We start from the raw sequence: 18,937 nt of genomic DNA, 5'->3' as shown, positions 1-18,937 counted from the left end.
GACGGATCGGCAGCGGGACGGCCCCGGTGGAACGGCGGGAGGCAATCCGCAAACCGCCCTACGCTTCCGGGCCGTCTGTGCTCCAGCCACGGGAGGGAGCGAGGCCGTCCAGCTGCGCGGTGCCAGAGAAGCCTTGGCGCTTCAACGGTAGGACGACGGGAGGCCGCGCGGCCCGCGCCTCGCCCTGTGAGCACCCTTCCCTCGCCCCACGCCTCGTGGCATCCGCCACCCTCGTGATCGACCCGCCACGCTGGCTCGCCCCCCGCCTCGCCGCCCTCCACGCCGGCCCGCACCGCACCGGCTCCCTCATCATCACGCTCTACGGCGATGCGATCGCGCCGCGCGGCGGCTCGCTCGCCCTCGCCTCGCTCCTGAACATCATGGCCGCCTTTGGAATTGGTGGCGGCGTGGTTCGCACCGCCGTCTCACGCCTCGCCGCCGAAGGCTGGCTCGAACGTCGGCGCATCGGCCGCTCTGGCTTTTACCGTCTCGCCACCAAGGGAGCGGAGACCTTCACCGCCGCCACCGAGCGGATCTACGGCCCGCAACCCGAGCGCCACGACCCCGCCCTCGAGCTCGTCGTGCTCGGCCGCGACAGCGCCCGTGACACCGCCCGGGAGGCCCTCGCGGCGGCGGGATTCGGCAGCCTTGCCCCGGGCGTGTTCGTCGCCCCTTCCGGCGCGCAACCGCCGCTGCTGCCCGGCGCGCTGCGGCTGCGAGCAACCCCACACCCCGGCGATGCCGCTGCGCTTGCCGCTCTCGCCTGGCCGCTCGAGGAGGTGGCGGATCGCTACCGGCAGTTCCTCGCCACCTGGGACGCGGCGGCGTCGGCCCCGGCGCCCGAGGCGCTGACCGCCCTCGTCGCCCGCGTGCTCTTGATCCATGACTACCGCCGTGTGGTGCTGCGCGACCCCCTGCTTCCGTCCGCCCTCCTGCCGGCCGGCTGGCCGCAGCCGGCGGCGCGCGCCCTGTGCGCGCGTCTGTGGCGCCGCCTGCTCGATCCCTCAGAAGCCTGGCTCGATGCCCATGCCAGGGCAGAGAGCGGCCCCTTGCCGTCGCCCGATCCGGGACTCCGCGCCCGCTTCGCCGACCTTGTCGAGGACCACAGCTGATACGTTACAGAACTTGCCGCCGTAGCCGAATTTCTGTTATACATCGGCGCAGAGAGGAGGCGGCGGATGTACACCCAGGCGCTTAACCAGGCAGAGCCAGAGACCGTTGCCACGGAGGAGCCGGGGCGGCTCGCCCGGTTCCAGGAACGGATCGACGCCGAGGAGCGGATCGAGCCGAATGACTGGATGCCGGCAGCTTATCGGCGCACGCTGATCCGGCAGATCAGCCAGCACGCCCATTCCGAGATCGTGGGCATGCTGCCGGAGGGGAACTGGATCACCCGCGCGCCGTCGCTCCGTCGCAAGGCGGCGCTGCTCGCGAAGGTCCAGGACGAGGGCGGGCACGGGCTCTATCTCTACGCCGCCGCCGAGACCCTCGGCGTGACGCGCGAGGAGCTGGTCGACCAGCTGCTCTCGGGCGCCGCGAAATACAGCTCGATCTTCAACTACCCGACGCTGACCTGGGCCGATATCGGCGCGATCGGCTGGCTTGTGGATGGTGCTGCAATCATGAACCAGATCCCGCTCTGCCGCACCTCCTACGGCCCCTACGCGCGGGCGATGATCCGGATCTGCAAGGAAGAGAGCTTCCACCAGCGCCAGGGCTACGAGATTATGCTGACGCTCTGCCGCGGCACGCCCGAGCAGAAGGCGATGGCGCAGGACGCGCTGAACCGCTGGTGGTGGCCGGCGCTGATGATGTTCGGCCCGCCGGATTCGGAGAGCCAGCACACGGCGCAATCGATGCGCTGGAAGATCAAGCGCTTCACCAACGACGAGCTGCGCCAGAAGTTCGTCGATGCCACCGTGCCGCAGGGGCTCTATCTCGGCCTCACCTTCCCCGACCCGGACCTCCGGTTCGACCCGGAGACGGGCCACTGGCGCTTCGGCGCGATCGACTGGGAGGAGTTCCGCCGCGTGCTCGCGGGCCACGGCCCCTGCAATCGCGAGCGACTCGAGGCGCGCCGCCGCGCCCACGCCGAGGGCGCCTGGGTGCGCGAGGCGGCGCTCGCCAATGCCGCGAAGCGCCGGCAACGCACCGCGTACGCGGCACAGAGGATCGCTGCGGAGTGACGGCCATGAGCGAAACCCCCATGCCGCTCTGGGAAGTGTTCATCCGCGCCCGCACCGGGCTCGCGCACCGGCATGTGGGCAGCGTCCATGCCGCCGATGCCGAGATGGCGCTTCAGGCCGCACGCGATACCTACACGCGCCGCGGCGAGGGGCTGTCGATCTGGGTCGTTCCCGCGGCGGCCATCACCGCCTCCGACCCGGCGGACAAGGACATGCTGTTCGAGCCGACCGCCTCGAAGCCCTATCGCCATCCGACCTTCTACACCGTCCCCGAAGAGGTCGGGCACATGTGACCGGGGCCCGATGATCGCGCAGCGCCAAGCAGCCGGCCGGAGCAGACCATGACGACGATCGCGGTCGCCGAAACACCGCTCACCCTCGGGCTCCTGCGGCTTGCCGACACGGCGCTCGTGCATTCCCACAGGCTCTCGGAATGGTGCGGGCACGCACCGATGCTCGAGGAGGACCTCGCGCTCGCCAACATCGCCCTCGACCTGCTCGGCCAGGCACGCGCGCTGTACACCCACGCCGCCGCAGTCGAGGGGGCTGGCCGAACGGAGGACGACCTTGCCTATCGGCGCGACGCGCCGCAGTTCCGGAACGTCTTGATGGCGGAACTCCCGCGCGGCGATTTCGCCTTCACCATCCTGCGCGGCTTCCTGCTCGCCGCGCACGCCCTGCCTTTCTGGCAGGCGACGGCCGGGAGCCGTGACGCCACGCTCGCCGCGATCGCCGCCAAGGCCGAGAAGGAGGCCGCGTACCACGTTCGCCACTGTGGCGAGTGGGTGATCCGGCTCGGCGACGGAACGGGGGAAAGCCGACGGCGGATGCTCGAAGCGCTCGACACCCTCTGGCCCTATACCGGCGAGCTGTTCGAGGTCGATGACGCGGACCGCGCCGTGATCGCCGATGGCATCCTGCCCGATCCGGCCGTGGTGCGCGCCCCCTGGGATGCAACGATCGACCGCGTCTTCGCCGAAGCCGGGCTCGACCGCCCCGCCGAGGGCTGGATGCAGTCGGGCGGACGCTGGGGGCGCCACACCGAGCATCTCGGCCACCTCCTCGCGGTGATGCAGCACCTCCCGCGCGCCTATCCGGACGCGACATGGTGAGCCTGAGCGACCGCGACCGCACCCTTGCCGCTGCGCGTGCCGCCTGTGCGCGGGTGGTCGATCCCGAGATTCCTACCCTCTCGATCGCCGATCTCGGCGTGCTGCGCGACGTCCGCCTCGGCGCAGACGGGGTGATCGAGGTGGATATCACGCCGACCTACTCCGGCTGTCCGGCGATGCGCGCGATCGCGCTCGACATCGAGGCGGCGATCGAGGCAGCCGGGCTCGGCCGGCCGCGCGTCTCGCTTGTTCTGACGCCGGCCTGGACGACCGACTGGATCACGCCCGCCGGCCGCGAGGCCCTGCGCCGGGCAGGGATCGCGCCGCCGACGCCGGGAGCGGGCCGGCGCGCCCTGTTCGGCGCCGACGAGCTCGTCCCCTGCCCGCGCTGCGGCGCGACCGACACCGAGAAGCTCTCCGAGTTCGGCTCGACCGCCTGCAAGGCGCTCTGGCGCTGCCGGGCCTGTCGCGAGCCCTTCGACTACTTCAAGTGCCACTGAGGAGAAGGGCAGCATGAACGCGCCCGTCGCCACCCGCTTCCATCCGCTGACCGTCACGGCCGTGGAACGGCTCACCGACTCCGCCGTCTCGATCACGCTCGAGCCGCCCCCAGAACGCGCCTTCCTGTTCCGCTTCCTGCCTGGCCAATATCTCACGCTTCGACGCGTGATCGACGGCGAGGAGGTGCGGCGAAGCTACTCGATCTGCGCGGGGCTGGATGGCGGCGCGCTGGCGATCGGAATCAAACGCGTCCCGGGCGGCTGTTTCTCGACCTGGGCGACAAGCGCGCTCGCGCCCGGGCATGTGATCGAGGCGATGCCGCCGCAGGGGACGTTCGTCTTCCGCCCCGATCCGTCGGCGGCGCGCACCGTCGTCGGGATTGCCGCAGGATCGGGGATCACCCCGATCCTCTCGATCGCGCGCACGCTGCTTGCCCGCGAACCGAACAGCCGCTTCGTGCTGCTCTACGGCAACCGAAGCACCGGCGAGGTGATGTTCCGCGGCGCGCTCGAGGATCTCAAGGATCGGTATCTCGCCCGGTTCAGCGTTCTGCATGTTCTCTCGCGCGAGGCCTCGGATCTGCCGGTTCTGCACGGGCGTCTCGACGAGGCGCGGGTGCGTGAGCTCCTGCCCGGCCTGGTCGCGCCGGGCGCCATCTCGGCCGCCTATCTCTGCGGGCCGGCCGGCCTTTCCGAGGCGGCGGCCTCGGCACTCGGTGCCCTGGGCGTTCCCAAGTCGTTGATCCACATCGAGCGCTTTACCCCCGGCGAGGGCGCGCCGCGTCGCCCGCCCGTTCCGGTCGAGGCCGAAGCGCCGGCAACCGCCCGGCTTCGCGTCACCCTCGATGGTGTCACCCGCGAGGTGCCGATGGCCGCGGGCGAAACGGTGCTCGACGCGGCGCTGCGGGCGGGGATCGATGCGCCGTGGTCCTGCCGCGGCGGCATGTGCTGCACCTGCCGCGCGCGCCTCACCGACGGCGAGGTCGAGATGGACCAGAATTACTCGCTACAGCCCTGGGAACTCGAGGCCGGCTATGTGCTGACCTGCCAGAGCCGGCCGAAGACGCGGGAGCTCGCCGTCGACTACGACGCGGTCTGAACCCGGGCGCGGTTCGTGGCCGCGCGCGCGGTTCGGCTGGTGGCTATCGGGGGCATACCGGCGAGATCGCGCGCGCCGAGCACCACCATCCGCGCGGCGAGTTCCGCATAGTCGCGGCGTGTCATCGGCCCGTTCTCGCGGAACCAGAAGAACGCCCAGTTCAGCATGCTGAACAGGCTCATGGTCAGCGGCTTGAGCAGACGTCGGTCGCCCGCAAGCGGCGGGGCGACGGCGGCGAGCGCGTCGGCGAACAGCGTCACGAGAACGCGCTCCATGTCCTTCAGCTCCTCCTGCACCGGCTCGGGCAGAAGGCGAAGATGCGCGACCTGCACCTGGTGTTCGGCATCGGCATCGCGGTAGGCGGCGAGCAGAGCGACCGCCATGTCAGCGAGGCGTCGTTCCGGCGGGCGATCGTCCTTGGCGGCGGCCGCCGTCACCACCTCGATCAGCTCGGCGAGATGGCGGCGGATGATGTCCGCGAGCACCGCATCCTTGTCCGCGTAGTAATGGTAGACGAGCCCCTTCGAGACGCCAGCGGCGACCGCGATCATCGAGAGCGAGGTGCGGTCATAGCCGTGGCGTGCGAAGAGCGGAGCCGCGGTGCGCAAGAGATGCGTGCGCTTGGCTTCGTAGTCCGCAGCGCGCCGACGCGCCATCACCTCACCCTTTCGCGCGCAGATCGACCACGCGCCGCGCCTTGCCGGTCGATCGCTCGATCGCGCCCGGGTCCACCACCTCGACACCTACCGAGACGCCGATCACGCCCTTGACGTGCTGGGCGAGCTCCTGGGCGAGGGCGGCGCGCTGCTCCGCGCCTGCCACTCCAGGCTCCGCCTCGACCCGAACCGTCATCGCGTCGAGCCTGCCGTCGCGTGTGAGCACGAGCTGGTAGTGCGGCGCGAGCCCCCCGACGCGGAGGATTTGCTCCTCGACCTGGGACGGGAAAACGTTGACGCCGCGCAGGATGATCATGTCGTCGGAGCGGCCGGTGATCTTCTCGATCCGACGCATCGTCCGCGCCGTGCCGGGCAGGAGGCGTGTCAGGTCGCGCGTGCGATAGCGGATGACGGGCATCGCCTCCTTGGTCAGCGTCGTCAGCACGAGCTCGCCGCGCTCGCCGTCGGCAAGCACCCGCCCCGTCTCCGGGTCGATGATCTCCGGATAGAAATGATCCTCCCAAAGATGAAGCCCGTCCTTGGTCTCGACGCACTCGTTGGCAACACCGGGGCCGATGATCTCGGACAGCCCGTAGATGTCGACCGCGTGCATGTCGAACGCCTCCTCGATTTCAGCGCGCATGGCATTGGTCCAGGGCTCGGCGCCGAAGATGCCGATCGCCAAGGAACTCGCGCGCGGGTCGAGCCCCTGGCGGCGGAACTCGTCGAGGATCGCGAGCATGTAGGACGGCGTGACCATGATGATGTCGGGGCGCAGATCCTCGATCAGCGTCACCTGCCGTTCGGTCATGCCGCCGGAGACAGGCACGACGGTGCAGCCGAGGCGCTCGGCGCCGTAGTGCGCGCCGAGCCCCCCGGTAAACAGCCCGTAGCCATAGGCGACGTGCACGATCATGCCCGGCCGTCCGCCGGCGGCGCGGATCGAGCGCGCCACGACCTCGGCCCAGGTCTCGAGGTCGCGCGACGTATAGCCGACGATGGTCGGCTTGCCGGTGGTGCCGGAGGAGGCATGGATCCGCGCGATTCGTTCGCGCGGGACAGCGAACAGGCCGAACGGATAGGCCGCGCGCAGATCGTCCTTGGTCGTGAACGGGAACCTCGCAAGATCCTCGAGCGTGCGCAGATCGTCGGGGTGCACACCGGCGGCATCGAAACGGGCGCGATAGGTCGGCACGTTCTCGTAGGCGTGGCGCACGGACCAGCGCAGCCGCTCGAGCTGCAGGGCGGCGATCTCGTCCCGGCTTGCGGTTTCGATCGGATCGAGCTCGTCGGGCCGCGGCACACGGCTGATGCGCTTGCTCGCAGCTGCGGTCATCCGTTTCCTCCCCTTGCCGTCATGCGATTGTCGTCGCTTTTGGTGATCCGGCCGCCAATGGTGCGCGAGTGGCCGCGGAACAGCGCGATCAGCTCACCATTCTGATCGCGCACCGTCACGTCCGTCACACCCGAGCGGCCCACGCGGGTCTGCTCGACGGCTTCGGCGACCAGGCGCATGCCGAGGCGCGCGGGGCGCAGATAGGTGATTGCGCAGTGCGCCGCGACGGTCCGCTCGTCCGTCCAGTTGCAGGCGAAGGCGAAGGCGCTGTCGGCGAGGGCGAAGATGAAGCCGCCGTGACAGATCCCATGGCCGTTCACCATCGCCTCCGTCACCCGCATCGAGAGCACGGCACGGCCTTCGTCGACATGATCGAGCGACATGCCGAGGCCGCGCGAGGCGTGATCCTCCGCCCACATCGCCGCGGCGACGGCGGCGGCGCTCATGCGCGCGCTCCGAAGCGCGGGGCGCGCTTCTCGAGAAAGGCAGCCACCCCCTCGGCGTAGTCGGGATGCTGTCCTGCCGCCCGCTGCAGATCGCGCTCGCGCTCGAGCTGCGCCTCGAGCGTCGCCGTGCCGGCGGCCGCAAACGCGCCGCGTGTCGCGACCAGCGCCGCGGTCGGGCCGGCGGCGAGACGTTCAGCGAGCTTGGCCGCCTCCGCGCCGAACACCTCGTCCTCGACCGCCCGCCAGATCATGCCCCAAGCCTCGGCCTGCTCGGCCGTGACCGGTTCGGCCAGCATCGAGATCGCGCGCGCGCGCGCAGGCCCGATCAGCCGCGGCAGCTGCCAGGTCGCGCCGCTGTCCGGGATCAGTCCGATCCTGGCGAAGGCCATGTGGAACCGCGCTGATCGCGCGGCGAGCACGATGTCACAGGCAAGCGCAAGCGCGACACCGGCGCCGGCGGCGATGCCATGCACGGCGGCAACCGTCGGCACGCCGAGCCGGCCGAGGCGCAGGATCAGAGGGTTCCACCCATCCTCGAGCACGCGGCCGAGATCCGCCTCGCTGCGCACCGACTCGAGGTCTTGGCCGGCGCTGAAGGCGCGCCCCGAGCCCGCAAGAACCACAGCGCGGCAGGATCGGTCCGCCTCCGCATCGTCGAGGGCTCGGTGCAGCGCCTCCTGCATGGCGCGATCGAAGGCGTTGAGCCGCTCCGGGCGATTGAGCACCAGACGGCGCCAGCCCGGATGCTGCTCGACGAGCACGGTCTCGGTCATGCGGCGTTTCCTCGCGTGGTTCTTCGTGTCGGCCTTGCCTGCGGCGGCCTCTTGCATTTCACCGGCCGACCGTTCAATTATTCAATCGCCGAGGCTGGCGTCAACACCGCCCGGCGGGAGGGGCGTCTATGGCGGAGTTCTTCGCGGCCCATCGCGTCATCTTAGAGCAGGCGATCGCTGCCTGCCGCGCGCGCGGCTACTGGAGCGCCTATCCCGAGACGCCGTCGGCCCGCTTCTACGGCGAGGACGCGCGCCCCGCCGCTGAAACCGCCTTCAAAGCGCTGCTTGGCAAGCCGTTTCCGCTCGACCAGGACGGCGACGCAGAGCCAGTCGGCGCGGAAGTGTCGCCCTATGGCTTCCCGCTCGGCATCACCTATCCGAAGCGATCGGTCGCAGCCCTGATCGGCGCGGCGCAACGCGCGGGCATCGCCTGGGCGGCAGCGTCGGTCGAGGCGCGTGCGGGCCTCGCACTCGAAATCCTCGCCCGCCTCAACCGCGACTCCTTCCTGATGGCGCACGCCATCGAACACACCACCGGCCAGGCCTTCGTCATGGCCTTCCAGGCGGGCGGGCCGCATGCGCAGGATCGCGGCCTTGAGGCGGTGGCTTATGCCGTCGACGAGATGACGCGTATCCCCGCGACCGCGCGCTGGGAGAAGCCGCAGGGAAAGGGCCCCCCGCTCCTCCTCGCCAAGACTTGGCGCATCGTGCCGCGCGGTATCGGCCTTGTGATCGGCTGTTCCACGTTCCCGACATGGAACGGCTATCCGGCTCTGTTCGCCTCCCTCGTCACCGGCAACGCCGTGATCGTCAAGCCGCATCCGAATGCGATCCTGCCGCTTGCGCTGACTGTCCGCACCGCGCGCGCTGTCCTGGGCGAGGCCGGGTTCGACCCGGACGTGGTCCAGCTCGCGCCCGATAGCCCGGAGGCGCCGATCGCCGCGGAGCTCGCTACCCATCCGGCGATCGGCATCGTCGATTACACAGGCGGCCCGGCCTTCGGGCGCTGGCTTCGCGAACATGTGCGCGACGCCGTTCTGTTCACCGAGGAGGCGGGGATCAACCCAGTGGTGATCGCGGGTGCGCCGGATCTCCGCGGCATGTGCGCCAATCTCGCCTTCTCGCTCTCCCTCTATTCGGGGCAGATGTGCACCGCGCCGCAGAACCTGTTCATTCCGGCAGAGGGAGTCGAGACCGACCAGGGAACGCTGAGCTTCGAGGCCGTCGCGTCCGGTATCGGCGAGGCGATCGATTCCCTGCTCGCCGATCCTGCCCGTGCCGCTGCGATCCTCGGCGCAATCGCAAGCCCCGCCACGCTCGAGCGCATCGCGGCGGCGCGGCGCTTGGGGCGGATCGTCCGCGACAGCACGCCGCTGCCCAATGCCGGGCAGGCGCGTACGGCAACCCCGCTTCTGGTCGCGGTCGAGGCCGAGGACGACAGGGCCTATCTAGAAGAGCGGTTCGGTCCGATCGCCTTCCTGATCCGCTGCCGGAACGCCGAAGAGGCGCTCGCCCGCGCGGCTGCTTCGGCGCGAGCGAAGGGCGCCATCACCGCGGGTCTCTACGCCACCGACGAGGCGTTCATCGCCCGCGCCGCGGAGGCCTTCGCCCGCGCCGGCGTGCCACTCTCCGTCAATCTCACCGGGGGCATCTACGTGAACCAGTCGGCTGCGTTCAGCGACTTCCACGTCACCGGCCTTAACCCGGCAGGCAATGCCTGCCTGACCGACAGCGCCTTCGTCGCCAACCGCTTCCGCGTCGTCGCCGTCCGGCGGCCGATCGCGGCATGAACAACACGCACAACCGAGGGAGACAAACGATGTCCAGGAGACTGTTCTCGGCCATGCTGATCGGCGCCGCCGCCCTCAGCCTCGGCCTGCCCCCTGCCGCCGCCCAGGCGCCGATCCGGATCGGCTCGGTACTCTCCGTAACCGGGCCCGCTTCCTTCCTCGGCGATCCGGAGGCGCGCACGTTACGCCTCTATATCGACCGGATCAACCAGTCGGGCGGCGTGCTCGGGCGCCGGCTCGAGCTCGTTCTCTACGACGACGGTGGCGATGCCAACCGCGCCCGCACCTTCGCCACCCGCCTCGTCGAGGATGACCGCGTGGTCGCCATCGTCGGCGGCACGACGACTGGCACGAGCCTCGCGATGATCCCGGTGTTCGAGGAGGCGCGCCTGCCCTTCATCAGCCTCGCCGGCGGCATCGAGATCATCGAGCCGGTGAAGCCCTTCACCTTCAAGACGCCGCACACCGACAAGATGGCGTGCGAGAAAATCTTCGATGACCTGCGCAAGCGCGGGCTGACGCGCGTCGGGCTGATCAGCGGCACCGGCGGCTTCGGCGCCTCGATGCGCACCCAGTGCCTCCGCGTCGCCCCCGCCTTCGGCATCACCATCGCCGCAGACGAGCGCTACGGCCCGGGCGACACCGACATGACGCCGCAGCTGACACGAATCCGCAACGTTCAGGGCGGCGTGCAGGCGGTGGTCAATGCCGATTTCGGCCAGGGCCCGGCGATCGTGACACGAAACTTCGCCCAGCTCGGCATGGGCGTGCCGCTCTATCAAAGCCATGGCGTCGCCTCGCGCAGCTTCATCGAGCTCGCGGGCCCCGCCGCGGAGGGCTTGCGGCTCCCCGCCGCGGCCCTGCTCGTCGCCGAACAGCTGCCCGACAACGACCCGCAGAAGCCGGTCGTCATGGCCTACAAGCAGCTCTACGAGAGCACGCAGAACCAGCCGGTGAGCACCTTCGGGGGCCATGCCTTCGACGGGCTGATGATCCTGGTCGAGGCGATCAAGCGTGCCGGCAGCACCGACGGCGCGCGCATCCGCGATGCGATCCGCCAGACGCGCGGCTTCATCGGGACGGGCGGCGTCGTCAACATGAGCGAGACCGACCACATGGGCCTCGATCTTTCGGCGTTCCGAATGATCGAGATCCGCAACGGCACCTGGCGCCTGCTCGATTGATCCCCGGCGGGGCGCCACTGGCGCCCCGCTCCCCGTTCGCCCGCCATGGACCAGCTCCTGCAGTTCGTCTTTTCTGGCCTGACCGTGCGCGCAGTGTACGCCCTCGTCGCGCTCGGCTTCACGCTGATCTACAACGCCTCGGACGTGATCAATTTCGCCCAAGAAGAGTTCGTCATGCTTGGCGGCATGGTGACGGTGTTCGCCTTTGCCGCCGGCGTGCCGCTGCCGCTTGCGGCGCTGCTTGCGATCGCCGTCGCGGTCGTGACCGGGCTTTTGCTGCATCGTTTCGCGATCGAGCCTGCCCGCGGTGCCTCCGCTGTGACGCTGATCATCATCACCATCGGCGCCTCGATCCTGATCCGCGGTCTGGCGCAGATCGTGTTCGACCGGCAGTTCCACTCGCTCCCGGCCTTCTCTGGCGAGGAGCCGATCCGCGTGCTCGGCGCCTCGATCCTGCCGCAGAGCCTCTGGGTGCTCGGTGGCGCGGCAGCAATCGTCGCGGTGCTGTGGCTCGTGATGGAGCGCACCCTGCTCGGCAAGGCGGTTCGGGCGACAGCGGCGAACCGCCTCGCCGCACGCCTCGTCGGCATCGACACCACACTCGTGCTCGCCTTCGCCTTCGGCATCTCGGGTGCGATCGGCGCCATGGCGGGAATCCTGATCACCCCGATCACGCTGACGAGCGTGACGGTTGGCACATTGCTCGCGCTCAAGGGGTTCGCCGCGGCGATGCTGGGGGGCATGGGCAACCCGGTCGGCGCAGTGGTCGGCGGGCTCGCGCTCGGGCTTCTCGAGTCGCTCGCTGCCGGCTTCATCTCCTCGACCTACAAGGACGCGGTCGCCTTCCTCGTCATTCTCGCCGTGCTGTTCGTGCTGCCGCAGGGGCTGCTCGGCCGGCGCGGGGTGGAGCGGGTCTGATGCCGTCGGGGCGTCTCAGTCCCCGTCTCGCCACGGTGGCAGGGCTCGCGGTGCTTCTGTTTCTGCTCTGGCTCGTCTTCCCGTCCGGTTTCTTTCTGCGCATCGCGACTCTCGTCTGGATCAACGCGCTTGCCGCCGTCGGCCTCAACCTGCTGATGGGGCTTGCGGGCCAGGTGAGCCTCGGGCAAGCGGGGTTCGTCGGCATCGGCGCCTATGCGGTGGCGCTCGGGCCGCGCCATCTCGGGCTCGATCCCCTGCCCTCGCTCGGGCTCGGGCTGCTCTGCGCCGGGCTGCTCGCCTTTCTCGTCGGCCGGCCGATCCTGCGCCTGCGCGGGCACTATCTCGCGGTCGCGACGCTTGGCTTGGGGATCCTGATCTGGCTCGTGCTCAACAGCGAGGTGGCGATCACCGGCGGGCGGGACGGGATCCAGGTGCCGCGGCTCGTTCTGTTCGGCTGGCGCGTCGCCGGGGCCGCGACTTGGTACTGGATCAACGGGCTGACGCTGCTTGCGGGCGTGCTCGTCGCGCTCAATCTGGAGGACAGCCCGATAGGGCGGGCTTTGCGCGCGCTGCACGACAGCGAGGTCGCCGCCGCCGTCGCCGGGATCGACGTCGCCCGCGCCAAGCTCGCTGTGTTCGTGATCGCTGCCGTCTATGCCGCCCTCGCCGGCGCTTTGCTTGCTCTGTTCAACCGGTTCGTCACGCCGCAGGCGGCCGATTTCCTGCATTCGATCGAGCTCGTCACCATGGTGGTGATCGGCGGCATGGGGTCCTGCCTCGGAGCAGTCGTCGGTGCGGCAGTGTTGACCATCCTCCCGCAGGCCCTGACCGTCTTCCACGACTACGAGCATGCAGTACTCGGGCTGATGATCATCCTGTTCATGATCTTCCTCCGCCAGGGGATCGTGCCGGGCCTCGCGGTGCTGCTTGCGAAGCGGCCGGCATGAGCGCGATCGCGGCCCAAGAGATTGGGATCTCCTTCGGCGGGCTGCGCGCGCTCGACGGCGTCTCCTTCAGCGCCGAGCCCGGGGAGGTATTTTCGATCATCGGCCCGAACGGTGCGGGCAAAACAACGCTCTTCAACATCATCTCGGGTGTGTATCGGACGCGAGAGGGGAAGGTGCTTCTCGCGGGCGAGGACGTCACCGGCCTGCCGCCCCATCGCCTCGCCGCGCGGGGGCTCTCGCGCACGTTCCAGAACCTGCAGGTCTTCTTCCGCATGACGGCAGAGGAGAACGTGATGGTGGGGCGCCACCTGCGCGAGCGGCAGGGGGTGATCGGGTCGCTGCTGCACCTTCCATGGGTGGCGCGGCAGAACCGCGCGACCCGCGAGCGCGCGCGCGAGCTTCTCGCCTTCGTCGGCCTCGCCGACCGTGCGCGTGACCCCGCAGGCAGCCTGCCCTATGGTGCGCTCAAGCGTCTCGAGATCGCCCGGGCGCTCGCAGCCGAGCCGCGCGTGCTTCTGCTCGACGAACCCGCCGCCGGCTGCAACCCGGTCGAGACCGAGGAGATCGACCGGCTGATCGCAGCCATCGCCGCGCGCGGCACGACAGTCGTCCTCGTTGAACACGACATGAAGCTCGTGATGCGGATCTCAAACCGGATCCTCGTGCTCAACCACGGCCGGATGCTGGCGCTTGGCAGCCCAGCCGAGGTTCGCGGCAATCCCGAGGTGATTGCTGCCTATCTCGGCAGGCATGGCGCGGAGGCAGCGCATGCTTCGGGTTGAGGCCTTGCGCAGCGGTTACGGCCGAATCGAGGCGGTGAAGGGCGTCGATCTCGAGGTCTCCTCGGGCGAGATCGTCGCCCTGATCGGCGCCAACGGTGCCGGCAAGAAGACGCTCCTGCGCGCGATCTCCGGCGTGCAGCCGGTGACCGCCGGACGGATCCTGTTCGAGGGCGCGCCAATCGAGGAGCTTGCGGCGCATGCGCGGGTTGCCCTCGGCATCGTCCAGGTGCCGGAGGGCCGCCAAGTCTTCGCCCCGCTCACGGTCGAGGACAATCTCCGGCTCGGCGCCTTCCGCCGCGGCCGCGCCGAGACCGAAACGACCCTTGGCGAGGTCTATGCCCTCTTCCCGGTGCTCGCCGCGAAGCGCCACGAGCCCGCCGGGCGGCTCTCGGGCGGGCAACAACAGATGCTCGCGGTCGGGCGCGCGATGATGGCGCGACCACGGCTCCTGTTGCTTGATGAGCCCTCGATGGGACTTGCGCCGCTTCTCGTCGATCAGATCCTCGAGGCGGTGGTGCGGCTCAGGGCACGGGGGATGACCGTGCTGCTCGTGGAACAGAACGCCTCCGCCGCGCTCGCGATCGCCGATCGCGCCTATGTGCTCGAGACAGGGCGGATCGCCCATGCCGGAACGGGCCGGGCCCTGCTTGATGACCCGCGGGTTCGGGAAGCCTATCTCGGGATCTGATCGGGCGAGGGGCGCGCGCCCGGTTCCCTCCCTTCAGGCTGCGTCGGCCTGCGCCTCCGGTGCGGCAGCCTGCACAGCAGGCAAGGCGAGCATCGCGGCTTCCGCGCGCAGGAGCGTGGGATAGGGGGCGAGGTCGTGTCCGAACCGGCGAGCGTTGTAGAGCTGCGGAACGAGGGTGCAGTCCGCCATGGTCGGTGACGTACCGAAACAGAACGGCCCCTCCCCGCTCGCGATCATCGCCTCGCAGGCGGACAGCCCGCGCGCGAGCCAATGCTGGTGCCAGGCCGCTTGCGCTGCCTCCGTTATGCCGAGCGGATCGTTGAGATAGCGCCGCACTGCGAGATTGGAGAGCGGGGCGATCTCGCAGGCGATCGCGAGCGCGAAGGCGCGCACCCGTGCGCGCTCTCGAGGCTCGCGCGGCAGAAGCGGCGGCTGCGGATACGTCTCCTCGAGCCATTCCATGATCGCAAGCGACTGCGTCAGCGGCATGCCATCCACCTCGAGGGTGGGCACGAGCGCCTGCGGGTTCCTCGACAGATAGTCTGGCCGGTTCTGTTCCCCGCCATCGCGGACGAGGTTCACCGGCACCGAGTGATAGGCAAGCCCTTTGAGGTTCAGCGCAATCCGCGCGCGATAGGACGCCGAGGAGCGCCAGTAGGTAAAGAGGCGCAGCGTCATGGAACAGTGCCCGCCGTGTCGCCCCACGCGGCGGGTGCGTGGATCGCGGCGCGGGCGACGGCGATCGCCCCGTGAAGCACCTCGGCATCGCCGATGTGGTTGGCGAGCACCAACACGAGCGCCGCATCGAGGCGGCGGCTCTCCTCCGGAGAGAGGCCGCGATGCGCCTCAGCGAGCGCGGCGAACACCGCATCCGGGTCGCTCAGACGCGGGGCTGTGTCGAGCTTACGCATCACGCCGCCGTGATCCGTCCTTCCGCCGGGACGCGACCCCACAGGCGCGCGAGCGCCGAAGCAACGGCCTCTGGCGTCGGTGCGGCGAAACGCGCCGCGACATGCTGGTCAGGCCGAAAGAGATAGGCTCCGCCCGCGAGCGCTCCATAGCGTTCGGCGGCAACGCCGTCCGCGGGCAGGCGCAGTGTCGCAAGGCCCGGAAGCGCCGGGTCAGGCACGGCGCCGAACAGCACGAGCACGGGCCGCCCGCCGAGGCGTTCGAGTAGCCACCCGTCAGCGACCGGCGCGTCGATCGCCGGCGCGCCAGGAGGGGGCCCCGCCGCCCATGCCTCGACGTCGGGCGTGGAGAGCGGTGTCGCGGCGTAACAATGCGGGCTCGAGAGACGACCGGAATTCACCATGCGGCGGGCGAACGCGTGGTCGCGCGCAAGCTGCAGAACCGCGTCCCGATAGGCGCGCACGGCTTCCGTCTTCGGTGTGATGAAGTCGGTCGCGCGGGTCGAGTTTAGGATGTTCTCGTCGGCGGCCGGGATCCGTTCCGCGTCATAGGTCCCAAGAAGCGAGGGCGGCGCGGTGCCGCGCAGCACGGCCGCGAGCTTCCAGGCGAGATTGTCGGCATCCTGAACGCCGCCATTGCCGCCGCGCGCGCCGAACGGGCTCACCTGGTGCGCTGAATCGCCGAGGAAGATCACCCGATCGTGCACGAACCGCTCAAGCCGCCGGCAGCGGAAAGTGTAGACGCTCACCCATTCGAGATCGAACTCGATTCCCTCGCCCAGCATCGCCCGGATCCGGGGGATCACGCGCTCGGGCCGCTTCTCCTCCTCCGGGTCCGCCTCCCAGCCGAGCTGGAAATCGATCCGCCACATGTCATCCGGCTGCTTGTGCAAAAGCACCGACTGTCCGGGATGGAACGGCGGGTCGAACCAGAACCAGCGCTCTGAGGGGAACGGCACCTCGCCCTTGAGCACCACATCGGCAATCAGGAACCGGTCGCGGAAGACCTTCCCGACGAACGGCAGATCAAGCGCGGCGCGAACTGTGCTCCTCGCCCCGTCGCAGGCGAGCAGCCAGTCGGCCGTCATGGTGTACATCCCCGCCGGCGTCTCGACCGCGAGCCGGACATGGTCCTCCTCGCGGGAGAGCGACACGAGACGGGATTTCCAGCGGAGATCAACGAGCCCGCTCTCGACACAGGCCTCGACCAGCCACGCCTCGAGATAATACTGCTGCAGGTTGACGAAGGCGGGCATGCGGTGCCCCGCTTCGGGCAGAAGGTCGAAGGCATAGGCGAGCGCCGAGCCGTGGAACACCTTGCCGACCTTCCAGGTCACACCCTTGTCGAGCACGCGCTGGCCGAGCCCGAGCCGGTCGTAGATCTCGAGCGTGCGTTTGGCGAGGCAGATCGCGCGGCTGCCGATGCTGACGGTGTCGTCGTCGTCGATCACCACCGTTGCGATGCCGTGCCGAGCGAGATCAAGCGCTACCGTAAGCCCGACCATCCCGGCGCCGACGATCACGACCGGATGATGCACGGGCGCCGTCCCTTGGGCCTCGGCCTCGAGCTCGCGCGGCGGGCGGAACGGATAGCGGGGCGGGGTCCAGCGGCTCAGCATGGCGGTCACGCCTTGGCCTGCCCATCGCCCTCGAGCGCGTTCCACAGGGCGCGGTCTCGCGCCGCGGTCCAGACGCGCGGGCGATCGATCCCGAGCGCCTCGTCATAGGCGCGGCTGACGTTGAACGGCATGCAGTGATCGAAGATCACCCAGTGGCCAAACTCCGGTCGCATCGCCGTGATCGCCGCGTCGTAGGCCTCCTTCAGGGGCGCGCCGCGTTCCGCATAGGCACGCACGAGGGCATAGAGCCGCGTGGTGAACGCCTCCGTTCCCTCGATGGCCAAGGCGCAGTCCTCCCGTGTCGTCAGGGCGGAACCGCGCCCTGGCACCATCGCTGCCGGATCGAGCGCGCGCAGCGCCGAAAGCGTTCCCGGCCAGTCGCCGAAATGCGCATCGCCGCAATAAGGGGTGGCGCCGAACTCGACCGTGTCGCCAGCGAACAGAACACGCTCCCGCGGCAGCCAGACGACCGTGTCGCCGGCCGTATGCGCCCGCCCGACATGAAGGATCCGCACTTCACGGCGGCCGAGCCAGAGCGTGATCTCGCGTGCGAAGGTCAGCGTCGGCCAAGTCAGGCCGGGGATCGTCTCCCGCCCCCGGAACAGCCGCGGAAAGCGGCCGATCTCGCTCTCCATGTCGGCCGCTCCGCGCTCGACGATGAGCCCGCGCGTCGGGGCGGAGGCGACGATGTGATCGGCGCGGTAGGCGCTCGCGCCGAGCACCCGAACGGCATGGTAATGGCTCAGCACCAGCCAGCGGATCGGCTTGTCGGTGACGGTACGGATCCGGGCGATCACGTCGGCGGCCATTGCGGGCGTCGCCTGGGCGTCGACCACCATCACCGCATCATCGCCGATGATCACGCCCGAGTTCGGGTCGCCCTCTGCCGTGTAGGCATAAAGACCGGGGCCGATCTCGTCGAAGCTCACGCGCTTTTCGGCAAGATCAGCCGTGCTTGCGAAGCCTTTGCTCATCCAACCCACCGCCGGAACGGAACCACGCGCTGGTCGATCGCACCGAAGACGCTTCGGCCACTCTTATCGACCATCTCGATTCGAATCCTGTCGCCCGCGCGCAGGAACGGCGTTCGTGCCGCTCCCGTCTCGATCTGTTCGTACATGCGCAGCTCGGCGATGCAGGCGAAGCCGCGCCCGCCGTTCGCGACGGTTGCGCCATGGAGCCCGCCTTGGCGGTTCGAGACCGTGCCGCCGCCGAGGATCGTTCCGGCACCGAGGCTTCGCGTGCGCGCCGCGTGCGCGATCAGGCGGGGGAATCCGAAGGCCATGTCGACGCCGGCGTCAGGTCGGCCGAAAAGGGTCCCATTCAACGTGCACAAAACCGCGCCATGCACGCGGTCGCCATCCCAGGCCGGGCCGAGCTCGTCCGGCGTCACCGCCACCGGCGACAACGCCGAGGCGGGCTTCGACTGGAAGAAGCCGAATCCCTTGGCGAGCTCAGCCGGGATCAGGTTGCGCAGGGAGATGTCGTTCACGAGGACGAACAGCCTGATCGAGGCGCGCGCCTCCTCTTCCGTGGGGCCTTGTGGAACGTCATCGAGGATCGCCGCGATCTCGGCCTCGAAGTCGAGGCCCCAGGCCTCGTCGCCGAGCGGGATGTCGTCGGTCGGGCCCAGGAAGCCGTCCGATCCGCCTTGATACATCAGGGGGTCGTCGCGAAGAGCGGGCGGCAGTTCGGCGCCGCGGGCGCGGCGGACAAGCTCGACATGGTTGAGGTAGGCGGAGCCGTCCGCCCATTGATAGGCGCGCGGCAGCGGGGCCCTGCAGGCGCGCGGATCGAAAGGGAACGCGCCTTCCACAACGCCTGCCTCGAGTCCCGCGGCCTCCTCCTCGAGCCTCGGTGCCACGCGTGCCCAGTCATCGAGCGCGGCCTGGAGCGTCGGCGCCGTGCGGGAACGCACGGCGCGCTCGAGATCGCGCGTCACCAGGATTAGCCGGCCGTCGCGCCCGCCTTCGGACAGGGTGGCGAGCTTCAA

At 69.7% G+C, this 18,937-nt stretch carries 21 protein-coding genes; 12 read left to right on the top strand and 9 right to left on the bottom strand.

All coding sequences use genetic code 11. The features are described from left to right. Positions 1-215: 215 nt before the first annotated feature. The 6 genes from KO353_RS01935 (at position 216) to paaE (ending at position 4,897) form a co-directional block, all read left to right on the top strand. Entirely contained in the window at positions 216-1,112 is an 897-nt protein-coding gene (locus KO353_RS01935; protein WP_235691985.1) for a PaaX family transcriptional regulator C-terminal domain-containing protein, read from the top strand. 66 nt (positions 1,113-1,178) lie between these two features. Continuing rightward, on the top strand, positions 1,179-2,186 hold the full coding sequence (paaA, locus tag KO353_RS01930) for a 1,2-phenylacetyl-CoA epoxidase subunit PaaA (protein WP_218286095.1): 1,008 nt from the start codon (positions 1,179-1,181) through the stop codon (positions 2,184-2,186). A gap of 5 nt (positions 2,187-2,191) precedes the next feature. Continuing rightward, positions 2,192-2,479 carry a 1,2-phenylacetyl-CoA epoxidase subunit PaaB gene (paaB, locus tag KO353_RS01925; RefSeq protein ID WP_218286094.1) on the top strand — a complete coding sequence of 96 codons (288 nt, stop codon included), beginning with the start codon at positions 2,192-2,194 and terminating at the stop codon, positions 2,477-2,479. Between the two features lie 48 nt (positions 2,480-2,527). After that, positions 2,528-3,298 carry a 1,2-phenylacetyl-CoA epoxidase subunit PaaC gene (paaC, locus tag KO353_RS01920; RefSeq protein WP_218286093.1) on the top strand — a complete coding sequence of 257 codons (771 nt, stop codon included), beginning with the start codon at positions 2,528-2,530 and terminating at the stop codon, positions 3,296-3,298. Continuing rightward, on the top strand, positions 3,292-3,798 hold the full coding sequence (gene paaD / locus KO353_RS01915) for a 1,2-phenylacetyl-CoA epoxidase subunit PaaD (protein WP_218286092.1): 507 nt from the start codon (positions 3,292-3,294) through the stop codon (positions 3,796-3,798). The genes paaC and paaD overlap by 7 nt, the downstream gene beginning before the upstream one ends. A gap of 13 nt (positions 3,799-3,811) precedes the next feature. Beyond that, a complete protein-coding gene (gene paaE / locus KO353_RS01910) occupies positions 3,812-4,897 on the top strand; it encodes a 1,2-phenylacetyl-CoA epoxidase subunit PaaE (RefSeq protein WP_218286091.1) in 1,086 nt (361 codons plus the stop codon). Here the strand turns inward: paaE and KO353_RS01905 are convergent. Genes KO353_RS01905 through KO353_RS01890 form a run of 4 tightly spaced genes read right to left on the bottom strand, consistent with a single transcriptional unit; the run spans position 4,882 to position 8,108 of the window. Next, positions 4,882-5,553 (bottom strand): TetR/AcrR family transcriptional regulator, encoded by a 672-nt coding sequence (locus tag KO353_RS01905; RefSeq protein WP_218286090.1) that lies wholly within the window; start codon positions 5,551-5,553, stop codon positions 4,882-4,884. The genes paaE and KO353_RS01905 overlap by 16 nt on opposite strands. A 4-nt stretch (positions 5,554-5,557) precedes the next feature. Then, positions 5,558-6,889 carry a phenylacetate--CoA ligase PaaK gene (gene paaK, locus KO353_RS01900; protein WP_218286089.1) on the bottom strand — a complete coding sequence of 444 codons (1,332 nt, stop codon included), beginning with the start codon at positions 6,887-6,889 and terminating at the stop codon, positions 5,558-5,560. Then, positions 6,886-7,335 (bottom strand): hydroxyphenylacetyl-CoA thioesterase PaaI, encoded by a 450-nt coding sequence (paaI, locus tag KO353_RS01895; protein WP_218286088.1) that lies wholly within the window; start codon positions 7,333-7,335, stop codon positions 6,886-6,888. The genes paaK and paaI overlap by 4 nt, the downstream gene beginning before the upstream one ends. Then, entirely contained in the window at positions 7,332-8,108 is a 777-nt protein-coding gene (locus tag KO353_RS01890) for an enoyl-CoA hydratase-related protein (protein ID WP_218286087.1), read from the bottom strand. Before KO353_RS01890 ends, paaI begins: the two co-directional genes overlap by 4 nt. A gap of 128 nt (positions 8,109-8,236) precedes the next feature. Here KO353_RS01890 and paaN point away from each other — a divergent pair, with 128 nt between their 5' ends. Genes paaN through KO353_RS01860 form a run of 6 tightly spaced genes read left to right on the top strand, consistent with a single transcriptional unit; the run spans position 8,237 to position 14,417 of the window. Then, on the top strand, positions 8,237-9,898 hold the full coding sequence (gene paaN, locus KO353_RS01885) for a phenylacetic acid degradation protein PaaN (RefSeq protein ID WP_218286086.1): 1,662 nt from the start codon (positions 8,237-8,239) through the stop codon (positions 9,896-9,898). A gap of 29 nt (positions 9,899-9,927) precedes the next feature. Continuing rightward, on the top strand, positions 9,928-11,082 hold the full coding sequence (locus KO353_RS01880; protein ID WP_218286085.1) for an ABC transporter substrate-binding protein: 1,155 nt from the start codon (positions 9,928-9,930) through the stop codon (positions 11,080-11,082). Between the two features lie 45 nt (positions 11,083-11,127). After that, entirely contained in the window at positions 11,128-12,000 is an 873-nt protein-coding gene (locus KO353_RS01875; protein ID WP_218286084.1) for a branched-chain amino acid ABC transporter permease, read from the top strand. Then, positions 12,000-12,947, top strand: a complete 948-nt coding sequence (locus KO353_RS01870; RefSeq protein ID WP_218286083.1) for a branched-chain amino acid ABC transporter permease — start codon at positions 12,000-12,002, stop codon at positions 12,945-12,947. The genes KO353_RS01875 and KO353_RS01870 overlap by 1 nt, the downstream gene beginning before the upstream one ends. Continuing rightward, a complete protein-coding gene (locus KO353_RS01865; protein WP_218286082.1) occupies positions 12,944-13,729 on the top strand; it encodes an ABC transporter ATP-binding protein in 786 nt (261 codons plus the stop codon). The genes KO353_RS01870 and KO353_RS01865 overlap by 4 nt, the downstream gene beginning before the upstream one ends. After that, the gene (locus KO353_RS01860) at positions 13,716-14,417 is read left to right on the top strand and encodes an ABC transporter ATP-binding protein (RefSeq protein ID WP_235691984.1); all 702 of its coding nucleotides are present in this window, start codon (positions 13,716-13,718) and stop codon (positions 14,415-14,417) included. Before KO353_RS01865 ends, KO353_RS01860 begins: the two co-directional genes overlap by 14 nt. A 33-nt stretch (positions 14,418-14,450) precedes the next feature. On the opposite strand, the gene maiA is transcribed toward KO353_RS01860, so the two are convergent. The 5 genes from maiA to KO353_RS01835 are packed head-to-tail and all read right to left on the bottom strand — an operon-like array spanning position 14,451 to position 18,937. Further along, the gene (maiA, locus tag KO353_RS01855; RefSeq protein WP_328774490.1) at positions 14,451-15,095 is read right to left on the bottom strand and encodes a maleylacetoacetate isomerase; all 645 of its coding nucleotides are present in this window, start codon (positions 15,093-15,095) and stop codon (positions 14,451-14,453) included. Then, positions 15,092-15,328, bottom strand: coding sequence for a DUF2783 domain-containing protein (locus tag KO353_RS01850; RefSeq protein WP_218286080.1), 237 nt, complete (start codon positions 15,326-15,328; stop codon positions 15,092-15,094). The genes maiA and KO353_RS01850 overlap by 4 nt, the downstream gene beginning before the upstream one ends. Next, the gene (locus KO353_RS01845) at positions 15,328-16,944 is read right to left on the bottom strand and encodes an FAD-dependent oxidoreductase (RefSeq protein ID WP_218286079.1); all 1,617 of its coding nucleotides are present in this window, start codon (positions 16,942-16,944) and stop codon (positions 15,328-15,330) included. The genes KO353_RS01850 and KO353_RS01845 overlap by 1 nt, the downstream gene beginning before the upstream one ends. 5 nt (positions 16,945-16,949) lie before the next feature. Then, complete coding sequence (locus KO353_RS01840) at positions 16,950-17,918, bottom strand: MBL fold metallo-hydrolase (RefSeq protein WP_218286078.1); 969 nt, start codon at positions 17,916-17,918, stop codon at positions 16,950-16,952. Then, a complete protein-coding gene (locus tag KO353_RS01835; protein WP_218286077.1) occupies positions 17,915-18,937 on the bottom strand; it encodes a fumarylacetoacetate hydrolase family protein in 1,023 nt (340 codons plus the stop codon). Before KO353_RS01835 ends, KO353_RS01840 begins: the two co-directional genes overlap by 4 nt.

It is taken from the genome of Elioraea tepida (assembly GCF_019203965.1).
In the GTDB taxonomy this organism is placed as follows: domain Bacteria; phylum Pseudomonadota; class Alphaproteobacteria; order Acetobacterales; family Acetobacteraceae; genus Elioraea_A; species Elioraea_A tepida.
The sequence above is the reverse complement of the archived record's forward strand: the minus strand, read 5'-3'. Positions and strand labels throughout refer to the sequence as shown.

What these genes read in the sequence shown, in the direction of transcription:
- KO353_RS01890 (WP_218286087.1), bottom strand. Translation starts at nt 8,108, where the DNA reads ATGACCGAGACCGTGCTCGTCGAGCAGCATCCGGGCTGGCGCCGTCTG.
- KO353_RS01880 (WP_218286085.1), top strand. Translation starts at nt 9,928, where the DNA reads ATGTCCAGGAGACTGTTCTCGGCCATGCTGATCGGCGCCGCCGCCCTC.
- KO353_RS01865 (WP_218286082.1), top strand. Translation starts at nt 12,944, where the DNA reads ATGAGCGCGATCGCGGCCCAAGAGATTGGGATCTCCTTCGGCGGGCTG.
- paaN (WP_218286086.1), top strand. Translation starts at nt 8,237, where the DNA reads ATGGCGGAGTTCTTCGCGGCCCATCGCGTCATCTTAGAGCAGGCGATC.
- KO353_RS01845 (WP_218286079.1), bottom strand. Translation starts at nt 16,944, where the DNA reads ATGCTGAGCCGCTGGACCCCGCCCCGCTATCCGTTCCGCCCGCCGCGC.
- paaD (WP_218286092.1), top strand. Translation starts at nt 3,292, where the DNA reads ATGGTGAGCCTGAGCGACCGCGACCGCACCCTTGCCGCTGCGCGTGCC.
- paaK (WP_218286089.1), bottom strand. Translation starts at nt 6,889, where the DNA reads ATGACCGCAGCTGCGAGCAAGCGCATCAGCCGTGTGCCGCGGCCCGAC.
- maiA (WP_328774490.1), bottom strand. Translation starts at nt 15,095, where the DNA reads ATGACGCTGCGCCTCTTTACCTACTGGCGCTCCTCGGCGTCCTATCGC.
- KO353_RS01905 (WP_218286090.1), bottom strand. Translation starts at nt 5,553, where the DNA reads ATGGCGCGTCGGCGCGCTGCGGACTACGAAGCCAAGCGCACGCATCTC.
- KO353_RS01850 (WP_218286080.1), bottom strand. Translation starts at nt 15,328, where the DNA reads ATGCGTAAGCTCGACACAGCCCCGCGTCTGAGCGACCCGGATGCGGTG.
- paaB (WP_218286094.1), top strand. Translation starts at nt 2,192, where the DNA reads ATGAGCGAAACCCCCATGCCGCTCTGGGAAGTGTTCATCCGCGCCCGC.
- paaI (WP_218286088.1), bottom strand. Translation starts at nt 7,335, where the DNA reads ATGAGCGCCGCCGCCGTCGCCGCGGCGATGTGGGCGGAGGATCACGCC.
- KO353_RS01875 (WP_218286084.1), top strand. Translation starts at nt 11,128, where the DNA reads ATGGACCAGCTCCTGCAGTTCGTCTTTTCTGGCCTGACCGTGCGCGCA.
- paaC (WP_218286093.1), top strand. Translation starts at nt 2,528, where the DNA reads ATGACGACGATCGCGGTCGCCGAAACACCGCTCACCCTCGGGCTCCTG.
- paaE (WP_218286091.1), top strand. Translation starts at nt 3,812, where the DNA reads ATGAACGCGCCCGTCGCCACCCGCTTCCATCCGCTGACCGTCACGGCC.
- KO353_RS01840 (WP_218286078.1), bottom strand. Translation starts at nt 17,918, where the DNA reads ATGAGCAAAGGCTTCGCAAGCACGGCTGATCTTGCCGAAAAGCGCGTG.
- KO353_RS01860 (WP_235691984.1), top strand. Translation starts at nt 13,716, where the DNA reads ATGCTTCGGGTTGAGGCCTTGCGCAGCGGTTACGGCCGAATCGAGGCG.
- KO353_RS01870 (WP_218286083.1), top strand. Translation starts at nt 12,000, where the DNA reads ATGCCGTCGGGGCGTCTCAGTCCCCGTCTCGCCACGGTGGCAGGGCTC.
- paaA (WP_218286095.1), top strand. Translation starts at nt 1,179, where the DNA reads ATGTACACCCAGGCGCTTAACCAGGCAGAGCCAGAGACCGTTGCCACG.